The organism is Pseudomonas sp. GW101-3H06 (assembly GCF_059424605.1).
The window spans coordinates 529155-545292 of record NZ_JBWKZO010000001.1 but is presented as its reverse complement, the minus strand read 5'-3'; the positions used below and the strand labels follow the sequence as shown (position 1 = coordinate 545292).

General features: G+C 57.4%; 19 protein-coding genes and 1 pseudogene. 14 read left to right on the top strand and 6 right to left on the bottom strand.

Annotated features, from left to right (window positions below; all coding sequences use genetic code 11):
* The first annotated feature begins 35 nt into the window (after positions 1-35).
* The 3 genes from phaZ to AC07ZE_RS02535 all read left to right on the top strand — a co-directional run bounded on the left by phaZ (position 36) and on the right by AC07ZE_RS02535 (position 3364).
* Positions 36-890, top strand: a complete 855-nt coding sequence (gene phaZ, locus AC07ZE_RS02545; protein ID WP_095192250.1) for a poly(3-hydroxyalkanoate) depolymerase — start codon at positions 36-38, stop codon at positions 888-890.
* A gap of 113 nt (positions 891-1003) precedes the next feature.
* Positions 1004-2686 (top strand): class II poly(R)-hydroxyalkanoic acid synthase, encoded by a 1683-nt coding sequence (gene phaC / locus AC07ZE_RS02540; RefSeq protein WP_207260895.1) that lies wholly within the window; start codon positions 1004-1006, stop codon positions 2684-2686.
* Positions 2687-2746: 60 nt separating this feature from the next.
* Positions 2747-3364 carry a TetR/AcrR family transcriptional regulator gene (locus AC07ZE_RS02535; RefSeq protein ID WP_207260893.1) on the top strand — a complete coding sequence of 206 codons (618 nt, stop codon included), beginning with the start codon at positions 2747-2749 and terminating at the stop codon, positions 3362-3364.
* 71 nt (positions 3365-3435) lie between these two features.
* Here the strand turns inward: AC07ZE_RS02535 and AC07ZE_RS02530 are convergent, their stop codons facing one another.
* The 3 genes from AC07ZE_RS02530 to AC07ZE_RS02520 all read right to left on the bottom strand — a co-directional run bounded on the left by AC07ZE_RS02530 (position 3436) and on the right by AC07ZE_RS02520 (position 5236).
* Complete coding sequence (locus tag AC07ZE_RS02530; RefSeq protein ID WP_207260891.1) at positions 3436-4284, bottom strand: phasin family protein; 849 nt, start codon at positions 4282-4284, stop codon at positions 3436-3438.
* 10 nt (positions 4285-4294) lie between these two features.
* Positions 4295-4717 (bottom strand): phasin family protein, encoded by a 423-nt coding sequence (locus AC07ZE_RS02525; protein ID WP_207260889.1) that lies wholly within the window; start codon positions 4715-4717, stop codon positions 4295-4297.
* Between the two features lie 243 nt (positions 4718-4960).
* The gene (locus tag AC07ZE_RS02520; protein ID WP_207260887.1) at positions 4961-5236 is read right to left on the bottom strand and encodes a polyhydroxyalkanoic acid system family protein; all 276 of its coding nucleotides are present in this window, start codon (positions 5234-5236) and stop codon (positions 4961-4963) included.
* Between the two features lie 155 nt (positions 5237-5391).
* On the opposite strand from AC07ZE_RS02520, the gene ubiE reads away from it, so the two are divergent.
* The 11 genes and pseudogenes from ubiE (at position 5392) to AC07ZE_RS02465 (ending at position 13488) form a co-directional block, all read left to right on the top strand.
* A complete protein-coding gene (ubiE, locus tag AC07ZE_RS02515) occupies positions 5392-6162 on the top strand; it encodes a bifunctional demethylmenaquinone methyltransferase/2-methoxy-6-polyprenyl-1,4-benzoquinol methylase UbiE (protein WP_033045331.1) in 771 nt (256 codons plus the stop codon).
* Positions 6162-6785, top strand: a complete 624-nt coding sequence (locus AC07ZE_RS02510; protein ID WP_207260878.1) for a ubiquinone biosynthesis accessory factor UbiJ — start codon at positions 6162-6164, stop codon at positions 6783-6785. Before ubiE ends, AC07ZE_RS02510 begins: the two co-directional genes overlap by 1 nt.
* Positions 6782-8386, top strand: coding sequence for a ubiquinone biosynthesis regulatory protein kinase UbiB (ubiB, locus tag AC07ZE_RS02505; RefSeq protein ID WP_207260876.1), 1605 nt, complete (start codon positions 6782-6784; stop codon positions 8384-8386). The genes AC07ZE_RS02510 and ubiB overlap by 4 nt, the downstream gene beginning before the upstream one ends.
* Before the next feature lie 80 nt (positions 8387-8466).
* Positions 8467-8868, top strand: coding sequence for a phosphoribosyl-AMP cyclohydrolase (gene hisI, locus AC07ZE_RS02500; protein ID WP_207260867.1), 402 nt, complete (start codon positions 8467-8469; stop codon positions 8866-8868).
* On the top strand, positions 8861-9193 hold the full coding sequence (locus AC07ZE_RS02495) for a phosphoribosyl-ATP diphosphatase (RefSeq protein ID WP_046816939.1): 333 nt from the start codon (positions 8861-8863) through the stop codon (positions 9191-9193). The genes hisI and AC07ZE_RS02495 overlap by 8 nt, the downstream gene beginning before the upstream one ends.
* Before the next feature lie 25 nt (positions 9194-9218).
* Positions 9219-9497, top strand: coding sequence for a twin-arginine translocase TatA/TatE family subunit (locus tag AC07ZE_RS02490; RefSeq protein ID WP_095192258.1), 279 nt, complete (start codon positions 9219-9221; stop codon positions 9495-9497).
* A gap of 10 nt (positions 9498-9507) precedes the next feature.
* Positions 9508-9951: a Sec-independent protein translocase protein TatB gene (gene tatB / locus AC07ZE_RS02485; RefSeq protein WP_207260857.1), complete on the top strand. Its 444-nt coding sequence runs from the start codon at positions 9508-9510 to the stop codon at positions 9949-9951.
* A complete protein-coding gene (gene tatC, locus AC07ZE_RS02480) occupies positions 9948-10742 on the top strand; it encodes a twin-arginine translocase subunit TatC (protein WP_207260855.1) in 795 nt (264 codons plus the stop codon). The genes tatB and tatC overlap by 4 nt, the downstream gene beginning before the upstream one ends.
* Positions 10739-11446 carry a 16S rRNA (uracil(1498)-N(3))-methyltransferase gene (locus tag AC07ZE_RS02475; protein WP_207260845.1) on the top strand — a complete coding sequence of 236 codons (708 nt, stop codon included), beginning with the start codon at positions 10739-10741 and terminating at the stop codon, positions 11444-11446. The genes tatC and AC07ZE_RS02475 overlap by 4 nt, the downstream gene beginning before the upstream one ends.
* A gap of 104 nt (positions 11447-11550) precedes the next feature.
* Positions 11551-12633 (top strand): annotated as a pseudogene (locus AC07ZE_RS02470) (methyl-accepting chemotaxis protein); the annotation flags it as partial.
* Entirely contained in the window at positions 12625-13488 is an 864-nt protein-coding gene (locus AC07ZE_RS02465; RefSeq protein ID WP_404940880.1) for a methyl-accepting chemotaxis protein, read from the top strand. The pseudogene AC07ZE_RS02470 and the gene AC07ZE_RS02465, both read left to right, overlap by 9 nt.
* Positions 13489-13548: 60 nt before the next feature.
* Here AC07ZE_RS02465 and AC07ZE_RS02460 read toward each other — a convergent pair whose 3' ends face one another.
* From AC07ZE_RS02460 to AC07ZE_RS02450, 3 genes are all read right to left on the bottom strand, one after another.
* A complete protein-coding gene (locus AC07ZE_RS02460) occupies positions 13549-14319 on the bottom strand; it encodes an ABC-2 family transporter protein (RefSeq protein ID WP_207260834.1) in 771 nt (256 codons plus the stop codon).
* Positions 14320-15042 (bottom strand): ABC-2 family transporter protein, encoded by a 723-nt coding sequence (locus AC07ZE_RS02455; RefSeq protein ID WP_207260824.1) that lies wholly within the window; start codon positions 15040-15042, stop codon positions 14320-14322.
* A gap of 69 nt (positions 15043-15111) precedes the next feature.
* Positions 15112-16122 (bottom strand): ABC transporter ATP-binding protein, encoded by a 1011-nt coding sequence (locus AC07ZE_RS02450; protein WP_207260814.1) that lies wholly within the window; start codon positions 16120-16122, stop codon positions 15112-15114.
* Positions 16123-16138: the final 16 nt, after the last annotated feature.

The following is a 16138-nucleotide window of genomic DNA, read 5'->3' as shown; positions in this document are numbered from 1 at the left end:
GGACTCGGGGATGAATTCATAAACAGGGCTAGAGCATGCCGCAACCGTTCATATTCCGTACCGTCGACCTGGATGGCCAGACCCTCCGCACGGCGGTGCGCCCCGGCAAGCCTCACTTGACGCCCTTGCTGATCTTCAACGGCATTGGCGCCAACCTGGAGCTGGTGTTTCCGTTCGTCGCTGCGCTGGACCCGGACCTGGAAGTCATCGCTTTCGACGTTCCCGGTGTCGGTGGTTCGTCGACGCCCAATCGCCCCTATCGCTTTCCCAGCCTGGCGAAGCTCACGGCACGCATGCTCGACTACCTCGACTACGGGCAGGTCAATGTAATTGGTGTCTCCTGGGGTGGCGCCCTGGCCCAACAGTTCGCCTATGACTATCCGGAGCGCTGCAAGAAGCTTGTACTGGCAGCGACGGCGGCGGGCGCGGTGATGGTGCCGGGCAAACCGAAAGTGCTGTGGATGATGGCCAGCCCTCGGCGCTACATCCAGCCTTCACACGTGATCCGGATTGCACCGATGATCTACGGCGGCTCGTTCCGGCGCGATCCCACGCTCGCTGCCAGCCACGCAGCCAAGGTGCGTTCGGCAGGCAAGCTTGGGTACTACTGGCAGCTGTTCGCCGGTCTCGGCTGGACCAGCATTCACTGGCTGCACAAGATCAACCAGCCGACCCTGGTCCTGGCCGGCGACGACGATCCGCTGATCCCGCTGGTCAACATGCGCTTGCTGGCATGGCGGATTCCCAACGCCCAGTTGCACATCATCGATGACGGCCATCTGTTCCTGATTACCCGGGCCGAAGCCGTGGCGCCGATCATCATGAAGTTCCTTGAGGAAGAGCGCCAGCGTGCGGTCATGCACCCGCATCCGTCACCATTGGGCGGTTAACCGACGCATTGTCGGTCGGCAGGACGCCGCGCCGCGCAACAACCCGCTACAGCGTCTATGGTGTTCTGGTTCGGTTGTTTGTTTTTGGCCTGAAGACGAAGGAGTGTTGACTCATGCGTGACAAACCAGCGCGGGACTTTTTGCCCACTCCCGCCGCGTTCATCAACGCACAGAGTGCGATTACCGGCCTGCGCGGGCGGGATCTGTTTTCGACCCTGCGCAGCGTCGCTGCCCATGGTTTGCGCAACCCGGTGCACAGCGCCCGGCATGCCCTGAAACTGGGCGGCCAACTGGGCCGCGTACTGCTCGGTGAAACCCTGCACCCGACCAACCCGCAGGACAGCCGTTTCGCCGACCCGGCATGGAGCCTCAACCCGTTTTATCGCCGCAGCCTGCAGGCCTACCTGAGCTGGCAGAAGCAGGTCAAAAGCTGGATCGACGAGAGCAACATGAGCCCGGACGATCGTGCCCGCGCGCACTTTGCGTTCGCCCTGCTCAACGATGCCGTGTCGCCGTCCAACAGCTTGCTCAATCCGCTGGCGATCAAAGAGATCTTCAACTCGGGTGGTAACAGCCTGGTGCGCGGGATCAGCCATCTGGTGGACGACTTCCTGCACAACGATGGCCTGCCCCGGCAGGTCACCAAGCAGGCCTTCGAAGTCGGCAAGACCGTCGCGACCACCACTGGCGCGGTAGTGTTTCGCAACGAACTGCTGGAATTGATCCAGTACAAGCCGATGAGCGAAAAGCAGTATTCAAAACCGCTGTTGGTGGTGCCGCCGCAGATCAACAAGTTCTACATTTTCGACCTGAGCCCCCACAACAGCTTCGTCCAGTTCGCGCTCAAAAATGGCCTGCAAACCTTCGTGATCAGTTGGCGCAATCCGGATGTGCGCCACCGCGAATGGGGTCTGTCGACCTACGTTGAAGCGGTGGAAGAAGCCATGAATGTCTGCCGGGCGATCACCGGTGCCCGCGAGGTCAATCTGATGGGCGCCTGTGCCGGCGGGCTGACCATTGCCGCGCTGCAAGGTCATCTGCAGGCCAAGCGCCAGTTGCGGCGAGTGTCCAGTGCGACCTACCTGGTGAGCCTGCTCGACAGCCAACTGGATACGCCGGCGACCCTGTTTGCTGACGAACAGACCCTGGAAGCCGCCAAGCGCCGCTCCTATCAGAAAGGTGTGCTCGACGGCCGGGACATGGCCAAGGTCTTTGCCTGGATGCGCCCCAACGACTTGATCTGGAGTTACTTCGTCAACAACTACCTGCTGGGCAAGGAGCCACCGGCGTTCGACATTCTCTACTGGAACAACGACAACACGCGCCTGCCGGCAGCCCTGCATGGCGACTTGCTGGACTTCTTCAAGCACAACCCGCTGAGCCATCCGGGCGGCCTCGAAGTGTGCGGCACGCCGATCGATTTGCAGAAGGTCACTGTCGACAGCTTCAGCGTGGCGGGCATCAACGACCACATCACCCCATGGGATGCAGTCTATCGCTCGACGCTGCTGCTGGGGGGCGACCGCCGCTTCGTGCTGTCCAACAGCGGTCACGTGCAGAGCATTCTCAATCCGCCAAGCAACCCCAAGGCCAATTACGTCGAGGGCGCCAAACTGAGCAGCGACCCACGGGCCTGGTACTACGACGCCAAGCAAGTCGACGGCAGTTGGTGGACGCAATGGCTGGGCTGGATTCAGGAACGCTCGGGTGCGCAAAAGGAAACCCTGATGACCCTCGGCAACCAGAACTATCCACCGATGGAGGCGGCGCCCGGTACTTACGTGCGCGTGCGCTGACGTTCAAACGACCCACGGCCGCTACCGGCCGTGGCATGACCCGAACATTAAGAAGACTGGATGAAAACCCGCGACCGCATCCTCGAATGTGCCCTGCAATTGTTCAATCAGAAGGGCGAACCGAACGTCTCCACCATGGAAGTCGCCAACGAAATGGGCATCAGCCCGGGCAACCTCTACTACCACTTCCACGGCAAGGAGCCGTTGATTCTCGGGTTGTTCGAGCGCTTCCAGGCCGAACTGTCCCCCCTGCTCGATCCACCCGCCGACGTCGAACTGTCCCCCGAGGATTACTGGCTATTCCTGCACCTGATCGTCGAGCGCCTGGCCCATTACCGCTTTCTGTTCCAGGACCTGTCGAATCTGGCCGGACGCCTGCCAAAACTGGCCAAGGGTATTCGCAACTTGCTCAATGGGCTCAAACGCACATTGGCTTCGCTGCTGGCACGATTGAAAGCTCAGGGGCAATTGGTCAGCGACACCCAGGCCTTGGGCCAACTGGTGGAACAGATCACCATGACTTTATTGTTCTCGCTGGACTATCAGCGGATTCTCGATCGAGAAGGTGAAGTGAGGCTGGTGGTGTACCAGATCATGATGCTGGTGGCGCCGCATCTGTTGCCGCCGATCAAGGTGGCGACCGAACAAATGGCGCTTCAGTACCTCGAAGAACATTAAGATCTTTTTCAATCCTCAAACAAAAACGCCCGACCTTGGCAGGCCGGGCGTTTTTTTGGAGCCCTGAAGAATCAGGACTGACTGGTTGGCGTCGATGGAGCTGGCGCGGCAGTCGGGGTCACAGCAGGGGTCGGCGCGGTAGCGGAGTTCGATGCGCTGACCGGAGCGGCCGGGGTTGCCGGTTTGGCGGCTGCCACTGCCGGTTTTGGTGCGGCGGCTTTTGGAGCGGCCGGCTTTTTCACTGCTGGCTTCTTCGCGGCGGCAGGTTTTGCTGCAGGTTTCGCGGCTGCGGTTTTTGCTGCTGCAGGCTTGGCAGCAGGTTTCGCTGCCGGTTTAGCCGCGGCTTTTGCTGCTACCGGTTTGGCTGCAGTCTTGGCAGCAGGTTTTGCCGCAGCCGTTTTGGCAGCGGGTTTAGCCGCCGCTTTGGCCAGTGGCTTGGCTGCGGATTTGGCGGCCGGTTTGGCAGCGGGTTTGGCTGCCGCGGTTTTCGCCGCAACAGGCGCAACCTTGGCACCGGTCAGTTTTTCGATTTGCTTGGTGAGGGTATCGACCTTGCTGTGCAGTGCCTTGACCTCATTGCGGCTCGGCACGCCCAGACGCGAAATGGCGCTGTTCAGACGCTTGTCGAAAGCCCCTTCCAGCTCATCCCACTTGCCCAGCGCCTTGTCTTTCACGCCGCTGATGCGCGACTTGGCCGAAGAGGCAGAGCCCTTGGCGCTGTCCTTGGCAGTGTCGACTTTCTTGCCAATCGCCTTCTCGGCCTTCTCGCCGTCTTTAACCAATGCATCGAAGATTTTGCTGCCGTCAGTGTCGATCTTCGAGTACACGCCTAAACCAGCCAGCCAGATCTTGCGGGAGTAGTCTTCGACTTTCCCGATCCACGAGCTGCCTTCTTTTTCGGTGTTCTTTTTAACAGCCATCCCGTTCTCCTTAAGATTTACGCGCGACGCGTTCGAGCAATGCCGTCAGCTCATCGAGCTTGACAGAGAGTGTCTCCACGTCATGTTTAGACGGAATGCCGATACGATTCAAGGCACTTGCAACACGCGAGTCAAAAGCCTTCTCGACCTTGTCGAGCTGAACTTCAACCTTGCCCTTGAATGTACTCACTTCGTTCTTGGCTTCATCGATCTCGGCATTGGCCGCTTCGAGCTTCTCGGCAACTGCTCTTTTTCCTTTCGTTTCAACAGTTTGACCAGCCTTGATCAACTCTTGAAAGTACTCGCTGCCCTCTTGGCCAACCTTGGCGTAGGCGCCCAGGCCTGCCAGCCAGATCTTGCGGGCATACGATTTGACGTCGCCCAGAGCGGTAGTCGAAGCGTCGATTTTTTTCTTCAAAATAACTTTGGCCATGGTGCACCTCACGCGCAGAAGGTTTGAGGAACTGCCCGCGAAAGTGTCGGGCTCCGGCACAAAGTAGGGAGAAAAATTAGAAACGGCACCCTAACAACTGACATGAAACTTTGGGCACACCACAAACAAATTTGGGAGCCAGCCTGCTGGCGATAGCGATTTATCCATCAACACCAATGTTGACTGATGCACCGTCATCGCCAGCAGGCTGGCTCCCACAGGGGATGTGGTTCGACTCGGAAATCAGACGAGCGCTTTATCCAGCGCCTTTTCGATTTCCGATTTGATCATGCCGCTCATGGCCGACATCATCAGGCCCAACTCCACATCGACCCTGATCGAGCCCTCGCTTACATACACGGCACCTTTCACACCCGGGCGCGTCAGGTTCAGGGTGTCGCCGGACCATTGCGGCGCCAGGCCATACTGGTCGGAGAGTTTCTGCGCCAGCTTGTCAGCCTTCTCGCGTGCCGCTTCCTTACCCAGGCCGTGGGCACGCTCAACACTAATACGGGCCATCGATTGACTCCTGTTCTATGAATACTGATTCGGTGGGTCCTGACCGCTGCTGCGGCAAAACGTCCCGAGGTTGACCCATCTTACCTTCAGCCTTGCCAAGACAAAGCATCCCATGGGGATTAGAATGTCGCGCATTCTCTTTTGGTGACAGCGATATGACTGATCAGCGCAAAGGCAACGATGCCGAACCCACCACTCACTTCGGCTTCAAAAACGTTCCGGAAAGCCAGAAAGCGGAAAAAGTCGCTGAGGTTTTCCATTCGGTAGCCGCCAAGTACGACTTGATGAACGACCTCCTGTCGGGCGGCATGCACCGTCTGTGGAAGCGTTTCGCGATCGAACTGTCGGGCGTGCGCACCGGCAACCGCGTGCTGGACATCGCTGGTGGCACCGGTGACCTGACCCGCAAGTTTTCCCACCTGGTAGGCCCGACCGGCCAAGTGGTGCTGGCCGACATCAACGAGTCCATGCTCAAGGTCGGTCGTGACCGTCTGCTGGACCTGGGTGTGGCCGGCAACGTCGAATTCGTCCAGGCCGATGCGGAAAAACTGCCGTTCCCGGACAACCATTTCGACTGCGTGACCATCGCCTTCGGCCTGCGCAACGTGACGCACAAGGAAGACGCCCTGCGCTCGATGCTGCGTGTACTCAAGCCCGGCGGCCGCCTGCTGGTGCTGGAGTTCTCCAAGCCGACCAACGCGCTGATGTCCAAGGCCTACGACGCCTACTCGTTCGCCTTCATGCCGCTGATGGGCAAGCTGATCACCAATGATTCGGAAAGCTATCGCTACTTGGCCGAATCGATCCGCATGCACCCGAACCAGGAAACCCTGAAGTCGATGATGGTCGAGGCCGGTTTCGATCGCGTGACCTATCACAACATGACCGCAGGCATCGTCGCCTTGCATCGCGGCATCAAACCCTGATGCTGCTCGCCGGCCTGCTCGCCAGCGTTGAACTCGGTCTGAACCGGGTGCTGCGACTCGACAGCACGGCGCTGCCGCGGCTCGCGCATTTGAGCGGCAAAGTGATTGCCGTCGATTGCCGCAGTCCGGCGCTGCAACTGTTCATCCTGCCCAGCGATGAAGGCCTGATGCTCGCCTCCCAATGGGATACCGGCGCCGATTGCACCTTGCGTGCACCGGCCTCCAGCCTGCTGAAACTGGCGATGAGCAAGGACAAGACGGCGGTGCTGCATGCACCCGAAGTCGAGCTCGATGGCGACAGCGGTGTGCTGCTGGAACTGGCGGCTATCCTGCAGGACCTCGAGCTGGACTGGGAGTATGAACTCTCACGCTGGCTCGGCCCCGTCGCCACACAACTGGTCGGCGGCCACCTGCGCAGCCGCGCCCGCTGGTATCAACAAGGATTTGCCAGCCTCAACCAGAACCTCGCCGAATACCTGGCCGAAGAGTCGCGCACCCTTGTCGGGCAGCGCGAAGCTGAAGCCCGATTCAGTGAACTGGACCGGATCAAACTCGATCTGGAACGACTTGAGGCGCGTTTCGAGCGCCTTTCCCGATCCCTCGACCCAAGCGATAACGCATGAAGCTGCTTGCCGTCCGCCGTCTGTTGCGCATCCAGCGCGTCGTGATCCGCTACCGCCTCGATGACCTGCTGTTCGCCCTGCCGCTGCCCTGGTTTTTGCTGGTGCTGCGTTATGCCTTGCCGTGGCGCTGGTTCCCGCGCAAGACCCTGGACCTGAGCCGTGGCGCCCGATTGCGCCTGGCGCTCCAGGATCTGGGGCCGATCTTCATCAAGTTCGGGCAGATTCTGTCCACTCGTCGCGACCTGCTACCCGAAGACATCGCCGATGAATTGATGATGTTGCAGGACCGGGTACCGCCGTTCGACTCGCAAGTGTCGGTCAAGCTGATCGAAGAGCAGCTGGGCAAAAAGATCAGCGAGGTGTTCAGCCGTTTCGACGTTGAACCGCTGGCCTCGGCCTCGGTGGCGCAGGTGCATGCCGCGCAACTGAAAACCGGCGAAGAAGTGGTGGTCAAGGTGATCCGCCCGGGCCTCAAACCGGTGATCGCCCAGGATCTGGCGTGGCTGTTCATCCTGGCCCGCGCCGCCGAAAAAGTTTCGGCCGATGCGCGCCTGCTGCACCCGGTGGACGTGGTCAGCGACTATGAAAAAACCATCTATGACGAACTCGACCTGCTGCGTGAGGCGGCCAACGCCAGCCAGCTGAAACGCAACTTCGAGGGTTCGCCGCTGCTGTACGTGCCGCAAGTCTATTGGGACTGGTGCCGGCCGAAAGTGCTGGTGATGGAGCGCATCTACGGAATTCAGGTTACCGACCTGGCCACCCTGGCCGACCAGCGCACCGACATGAAAATGCTCGCCGAGCGCGGCGTGGAAATCTTCTTCACCCAGGTATTTCGCGACAGCTTCTTTCACGCCGACATGCACCCCGGCAACATTTTTGTCAGCACCGTGCAGCCGTGGAGCCCGCAATACATCGCGATCGACTGTGGCATCGTCGGCAGCCTGACCCCGGAAGACCAGGATTATCTGGCCCGCAACCTGTTCGCGTTCTTCAAGCGCGATTACCGTCGTGTCGCGCAATTGCACATCGATTCGGGCTGGGTACCAGCGCAAACCAAACTCAACGAATTTGAAGCGGCAATCCGTACTGTGTGCGAACCGATCTTCGAAAAACCGTTAAAAGATATTTCCTTCGGTCAGGTGTTGATGCGCCTGTTCCAGACGGCCCGGCGCTTTAACATGGAAGTCCAGCCGCAGCTTGTTCTTTTGCAGAAAACGCTGTTGAACATCGAAGGCCTCGGCCGGCAGCTGTACCCGGACCTCGACCTGTGGAACACCGCGCAACCGTTCCTCGAGCGCTGGATGCGCGAGCGCGTCAGCCCCAAGGCCTTGTTTGGCAACGTTCAGGGCCAGATCGAGCAGATCCCGCACCTGGCCAACATGACCCGCGACTTGCTCGAACGCCTGTCCCAGCCCCACGCCAGCGACCCGTCACCGCCCTGGCACCGACGCCGCGACGACTGGTTCCTGCGGTTGCTCGGCACCGCCCACTTGGCCGGCGGCGCGATCCTGGCTGCAGGCGGGCCGTTGAACGACCTGGCCTACTGGCCGGCAGGCATCATGATGGCCGTCGGCTTGTATCTGGTCGTTCGCCGATAGCCAGTTGTGCTGCGCACTGGCACACTGTTTCAACGTTGAGCCCGGCTAATGAAGTGCCGGGCTCGCTGTCGGAGTCGAAGATGAAAAACTGGCTGGATGAGATCAAGTGGGACGCCGACGGCCTGGTGCCGGCAATTGCCCAGGATCACAAGACCGGGCGCGTCCTCATGATGGCCTGGATGAACCGCGAAGCGCTGGAACTGACCGCTGCCGAGAACCGTGCGATCTACTGGTCACGCTCTCGTGGCAGACTGTGGCGCAAGGGCGAAGAATCCGGCCATGTGCAGGCCCTGCACGAGATGCGACTGGACTGCGACGCTGACGTCATCATTTTGATGGTCGAGCAGATCGGCGACATCGCCTGCCATACCGGCCGTCAGAGCTGCTTCTACCGCGTCTACGAAAACGGCGACTGGACAACCGTCGACCCGGTCCTCAAAGATCCGCATGCCATTTACTCCGCAGGACACAAACATGAGTGACACACTGACCCGTCTGGCCCAGGTACTGGAAGAGCGCAAAGGCGCCGCCGCCGACAGTTCGTATGTCGCCAGCCTATACCACAAGGGCTTGAACAAGATTCTGGAAAAAGTCGGCGAAGAGTCGGTCGAAACCATCATTGCCGCCAAGGATGCCGCCGTCAGCGGCGACTGCAGCGATGTGATCTACGAAACCGCCGATTTGTGGTTCCACAGCATGGTCATGCTCGCCCAATTGGGGCAGCATCCACAGGCTGTACTCGATGAACTGGACCGTCGCTTCGGTCTGTCCGGACACGCTGAGAAAGCCTCGCGTCCATCCGCCTGAATAACTATTAGAGAGGAGCAGCAATATGGGCATTTTTGACTGGAAACACTGGGTCGTCATCCTGGTAGTTGTCGTGCTGGTATTCGGTACCAAAAAGCTGAAAAACCTCGGTACCGACGTTGGCGAATCGATCAAGGGCTTCCGCAAGGCCATGAACGACGACGAAAAGCCGGCCGATCCGACAGCGACTCCAGCCCAACCGGTTCCGCCTGTTCAGCCACAAGCCACGCAGTCGGTAAACCAGCCGCACACCATCGACGTGCAGGCACAGAAAGTCGAAGAGCCGATCCGCAAAGACGTGTGAGCACTGACTAATGTTTGGTATCAGCTTCTCTGAACTGCTGCTCGTCGGCCTCGTTGCCCTGCTGGTACTGGGTCCCGAGCGCCTGCCGGGCGCTGCGCGCACCGCCGGACTGTGGGTCGGGCGCCTGAAGCGCAGCTTCAATGCGATCAAACAGGAAGTTGAACGTGAAATCGGTGCCGACGAAATTCGCCGGCAACTGCACAACGAACACATTCTGTCTCTGGAGCAGGAGGCGCGGAAGATTTTCACGCCGATCCAGCAGGAGCCGACACCGGTCGAGCCTGTAGCGACGCCGACGATTCATGCGCCTGTCGCCACCGAGTCAGCACCGGTTACAGCGAGCGTGGAACCCGCGCCCGTTGTTGCAGCGCCCTCGACTGAACCTGTTGCTCCAGCCGCTGCGCCTGTCGCGCCGGCCCCTCAAGACCCAACATTGCCGCCGCGAGCCTCATGAGCGATCTTCCTGAAAACGACCAGCACATGCCGCTGGTTTCGCACCTCACCGAGTTGCGTACCCGCCTGCTGCGCTGCGTAGCGGCGGTGTTCATCATCTTCGCCGGGTTGTTCGCCTTCACCCAGCAGATCTACACCTTCGTCTCCACGCCTCTGCGCCAGTACCTGCCAGAAGGCGCAACGATGATCGCCACCGACGTATCGTCGCCGTTCCTGACGCCACTGAAGCTGACGATGATGGTGTCGCTGTTCCTGGCGATTCCGGTGATCCTGCACCAGATCTGGGGTTTCATCGCGCCGGGCTTGTACAAGCATGAAAAACGCATCGCCGTGCCCTTGCTGGTTTCAAGCATCATGCTGTTCTACGCCGGCATGGCCTTCGCCTATTTCCTGGTGTTCCCGCTGATCTTCAAGTTCTTCGCGGCCGCCACCCCGGCCGGTGTGGAAATGATGACCGACATCACCAGCTACCTCGACTTCGTCATGACGCTGTTCTTCGCGTTCGGCGTGGCGTTCGAAATCCCGGTGGCCGTGGTGCTGCTGGTATGGATCGGCGTGGTCGACGTCAAATACCTGAAGAAAATCCGCCCGTACGTGATCATCGGCTGCTTCGTGGTCGGCATGATCCTGACACCGCCGGACATCTTTTCGCAGACGCTGCTGGCCGTACCGATGTGGCTGTTGTTCGAAATCGGCATCCTGTTTGGCGGCTTGATCAGCAAGCGCGGCGAACATCCGGATGACCAGCCGGCTGACGATCACAACGACCAGCCGCCAGCGACCCAAGCGTGAACCTGCTGCTCCTCGAAGAGGCCGATTTCATTGCGGCTGACCGTGTGGTGCTGCGCGATCGCCGGTTGACCCACATGCAGGAAGTCCATCGCTGTGAAGTCGGTGACAGCATGCGTGTCGGGCGAATCGGCGGGTTGATGGGCTCGGCCGAAGTGCTGCGCCTGGACGCCGCCGAAGCGGAATTGCGCGTCAATCTCGACCAGCCGCCACCGGCCAAGCTGCCATTGACCCTGATTCTGGCCCTGCCACGGCCCAAAATGCTGCGTAGGGTGTTCCAGACCGTGGCCGCCATGGGTGTGCCGCGCATCGTGCTGGTGAACAGCTATCGCGTCGAGAAGAGCTTCTGGCAAACCCCGTTCCTGGAACCGGAAGCCATTCGCGAGCAGTTGATCCTCGGCCTCGAGCAGGCCCGGGACAGTGTGTTGCCGGAAGTCATCATCGAAAAGCGCTTCAAGCCTTTCGTCGAAGACCGTCTGCCGGCGATAAGCGAAGGCACCCTCGGCCTGGTTGGCCATCCCGGTAACCACCCGCCCTGTCCCCGAGCGCTGACTGAACCGGTGACACTGGCCATCGGCCCGGAAGGCGGATGGATTCCTTACGAAATCGATTTACTCGGCAAATCCGGCCTGCAACCGGTTCAGTTGGGTGAACGCATTCTGCGCGTGGAAACAGCCGTTACGGCGCTGCTGGCACGCCTTTTCTAACAGCAGACACTTTCCCACTGGTCATCAGTTGCACCCGCCCGTCCATCGGGTGCCGCCTACAGAACCCCACTCCCCTGCCGATACAACCCCCATAAAACCAATAGATGGTCCGAGGGAGTTGCAGCATGTACCAATGGCTGGCCGAGAAACTAGGGAATGTAAGCGTCAATCGCAAACTGGGCGTCGGCTTTGGCCTGGTGCTGCTGCTGACATTGCTGATCACCGTCACCGGTTGGACCGGCCTGAGCGATGTGACCAGCCGCGGCGACAAGCTGGGGTTCATTTCCGATATCAACGGATTGACCAAAGACCTGCGCATCGCTCGCCTGGACTACGAAATGCGTCGCGGCGAGCAAGGCCCCGGAATCGTCAACGACTTGCTGGCCAAGATCGACACCAGCCTGCAAGCCGCTCGCCAGATGATCGAGCAGCCAGCCGACGTCGCCATGATCGACCAACAACTGGCCGCCCTCAGCCAATACAAACAAGCCTTCGGCGCCATGACCCAGGCCGGCGCCAACCGTGAAGACGCCCGCAGCAAACTTGGCGCTACTGCCGACAATGCCGTGGCCAAGGTCGCCGAAGTTGAAAAATCCATGTTGCAGGGCGACAGCGTTGCGCAGTTCAACAGCGTGATCGACCTGAGCAAACTGATCCAGCAAGCACGCTTCCAGGTGCGCGGCTACACCTACAGCGGCAAATCCGAGGCCGAGCAGCCCGCGCTGGATGCCATCGACAACGCCCTGAAATACCTCGAAAGCCTGCCATCGAAACTGCCGGAACAACACATCGCCAACCTTCAGCAAGCCACAGACTCGCTCAAGGCCTACCGCGCGGCCGTCAGCCAGTACCGGGATTCCCAGGTCGCCGCAGCCGAAGCGCTCAAACGCATGGCTGCCCAAGGTGAAATCCTGCTCGATGTCAGCAAGAAGCTCACCGCCTCACAAACCCTCGTACGTGATACCGACGTGGTGCACGCCAAGAATATGCTGCTGCTGGCCACCGTCCTGGCTTTGATTTTCGGTCTGTTCGCCGCCTGGGCCATCACCCGCCAGATCGTGATTCCGCTGAATCAAACCCTCAAGGTGGCCGAACGCATCGCCGCCGGCGACCTGACCCACAACCTGACCTCCAAACGTCAGGACGAATTGGGCCAGCTGCAACGCGCCATCCAGAGCATGACCCAAGGCCTTCGCGAACTGATCGGCGGCATTAGCGACGGCGTCACGCAAATCGCCAGCGCCGCCGAAGAGCTGTCAGCGGTCACCGAGCAGACCAGCGCCGGGGTCAACAACCAGAAGGTCGAGACAGACCAGGTGGCCACTGCAATGAACGAAATGACCGCCACCGTGCAGGAAGTCGCGCGCAACGCCGAGGAAGCCTCCGAAGCCGCCGTCGCCGCTGATCAGCAGGCTCGCGAAGGCGACAAGGTGGTCGGCGAAGCCATCGCCCAGATCGAACGCCTGGCCCTGGAAGTCGGTAACTCCACCGAAGCCATGGGCGAACTCAAGCGCGAGAGCGACAAGATCGGCAGCGTGCTCGACGTGATCAAGTCCGTGGCCCAGCAAACCAACCTGCTGGCGCTCAACGCCGCCATCGAAGCCGCCCGCGCCGGTGAAGCCGGGCGCGGGTTTGCCGTGGTCGCTGACGAGGTCCGCAGCCTGGCCCAACGCACCCAGAAATCCACCGAAGAAATCGAAGAGCTGATCGTCGGCTTGCAAAACGGCACCCAGCAAGTGGCGACCATCATGGACAACAGCCGCAGCCTGACCGACAGCAGCGTCGAACTGACCCGCCGCGCCGGCGGCTCACTGGAGAGCATCACCCGCACAGTGTCGGCGATCCAGGCCATGAACCAGCAAATCGCCGCCGCTGCCGAGCAACAAAGCGCCGTGGCCGAGGAGATCAACCGCAGCGTGCTGAATGTGCGCGATGTGTCGGATCAGACGTCGGCGGCGAGTGAAGAGACAGCGGCGTCCAGTGTTGAGCTGGCGCGGTTGGGGACGCATCTTCAAATGCTGGTGGGCAAATTCAAAACCTGACGCTATTAGTTGGAACATCGCACAATCGCTACAGGCTGAGCCTGCGAAAAAAGAAACGGCTCAGCCTCCAATGCTATCGAAGCGGTTAAATAAATTATAAACAACTTTTAACGCCAAACAAAATGCGAGACTGACCGCAAACAAGAATGTCAGCACAAACGGTGTCAGTCCATTGTAGAGTGCGTCCATTGCCACAGAAGCAAACACAATCATTGGCAAAACTGACACCAGAACGTACGACAGTGTTTTTGAGTAAAAATGTTCAGGCAACAACGCAAATGTAAATATCGAGGCGTGAATATAATCAACAGGCAATTCACGCTGGGTAATAAATGAAAACGAACTCAGCCCCAACAAAAAGGTTATACCCGCCATCACCCCAGCCATCAGCGCGATCACATAGAGTCCCGTATTAACCGCACTGACAGTGAAAGAATGAAAATCGATTTTTCCCGAAACGATACACATTACAATAAGCAGGAGAGCGACCAGCAGATAAGACACTTGGCACCACCTGAACAAAATCAACACAAGCAAGTTAACAGGCCGTACCAGAAGAACATCTACCCGCCCGAGGGTCAGCTGTCGAAAAAAGTCCGCAATACCTGCACTGAAAAAACTTATTACCAAACCTCCCAATGCATACGACATAAAGAAAATCAGCAACCAGTTGGCATCGGCTTTGTCAGGCTTGACCAATGACCCTATGACATCAAAGAAAATGAACTGCAGACTATAAAGAGTAAAAAGCGCTAGTATGGAGCCGATAAAGTTGGTCCTGTACCTTGCCTCCTCTTTGAATGAATTCAATATCAGATTGCGCACGCTCATTTAACCTCCCGACCCTGAGTATCTGCTACCGGCAATCCTGAATATGGCTTTACAGGACATTAGCAATATTAAAAACCAAATAACATAGAGGCATAAGAGCTCGAATAGCAAACCACTACTTGGGCGTAATAAAAACTCCGCAGGACCACTGATAATCAGTCGAAATGGATTATATCTCATGAGAGGCTCGAGATAGGCCGGCCAATATTCGAGAGGCAATAGAGTACCGCCAATGACGCTCGCCAGTACAACCTGAAAACTAAGTATCATATCGGGCCGAGTAAGCCAGAAAGCAAACAACGACATAAGAAACCCCAGCAAAAAACAAAAATACAAATTAACAACACTCAAAGAAACGAACCCCAGAACGCCAACCCACTCTCCGCGCCAGGCTATTACAAACAATGCAATAACAACCACAGGAATATAGTAGAGGATACTTCCACCGACAAAGAGAAAAAAATTGTATTTGAAATAGCTGATCGGCTTTACAAGTATCCCCTCCAACTGTCCTTCGTGTACATGCGTAGACACTCGCACAATAAGATCGTACGCATTGTTCAATCGATTGAGGGCCAACACTGCAATATAATAAAGATATGTTTCTTCCAGGCTGTATTGCGACATTGTATCAGCGACAGCTCCATCATAGACAAATCGCCAGATTGCAAACTGTATAAAAAATGGCACGCCCGTGGCAATTAAAAGATCTGTAATCAACATGGATCGATCTCTATAGACCGAGAGCAAACCTGTTCGCACTAATCTAAAATAAGCAGCACTATTCACAAATCACTCACCAGACCATGTCTTGAAAAGATCCACCACATTGCTTTCAAAATCCATGGGGGAAACCTCTAGACAATAAATCCCCCCCTGAAATCTATCAAAAACTGCTCCTAACAATTCCTTTGGCACTCGGTAAGTTAGTTGATTTTGCCCATCACTGATAATACCAACGCTTTGAAATGCCTCCATCGCTTGTTTGACCCCCATCAATTCGCCCCCACACGGGTCTGGATCGAGCGTGGTAACAGTCAACTTTACATTGGCTTTAAAATTGCCGCTGAGTTCGCGCATTGAACCATCAAATCGTATCTTTCCACTATCAATAATAATGGCACCATCACAACAAGACTCAATATCACCAAAGTCATGACTTGTTAGAAATATTGAAAGATTGTCCCGGCTTCTTTTATAATTCAAATACTTTCGTATCTCATACTTTGATGTAACATCCAGACCGACCGTAGGCTCATCCAGGAAAATAAGCTTCGGTGAATGCAACAGGTTCAATGTCAGCTCGCATTTTACGCGCTCGCCTAAACTTAAATTGCGCACAGGCTTGTGAAGGATCTTACCAAGGTTCAACGCTTCAGATAACTCCGAAAGTCGCTCGCAGTAATCAGCATCCTTGATGTTGTAAATTTCTTTATACGTCTCGAAACTGGTTTCTACCGGAAGATCCCACCACAACGATGTTTTATGACCAAATACAACGCCTATTTGATTCAGAAAATTTTTTTCGCGAAGTGCAGGATCATAACCAAAAATCCTTACAGAGCCTGATGTAGGTTTTTGTATCCCGCATAGAATTTTTATCAGACTGGACTTACCTGCTCCGTTCGGCCCGATAAACCCAACAGCCGCGCCTTTTGAAATATTGAAACTTACCCCACTCAACACCTGAAACGAAACATAGCTCGGCCATATCAATTGTTTGCACCACTCCATTGCACCGTGCGTTTCCTTGGCTGAATAATAGTTTTTTTCGACGCTCGTTACATTAATCAAAGTTTCCATAGGATTTTTATTTTCG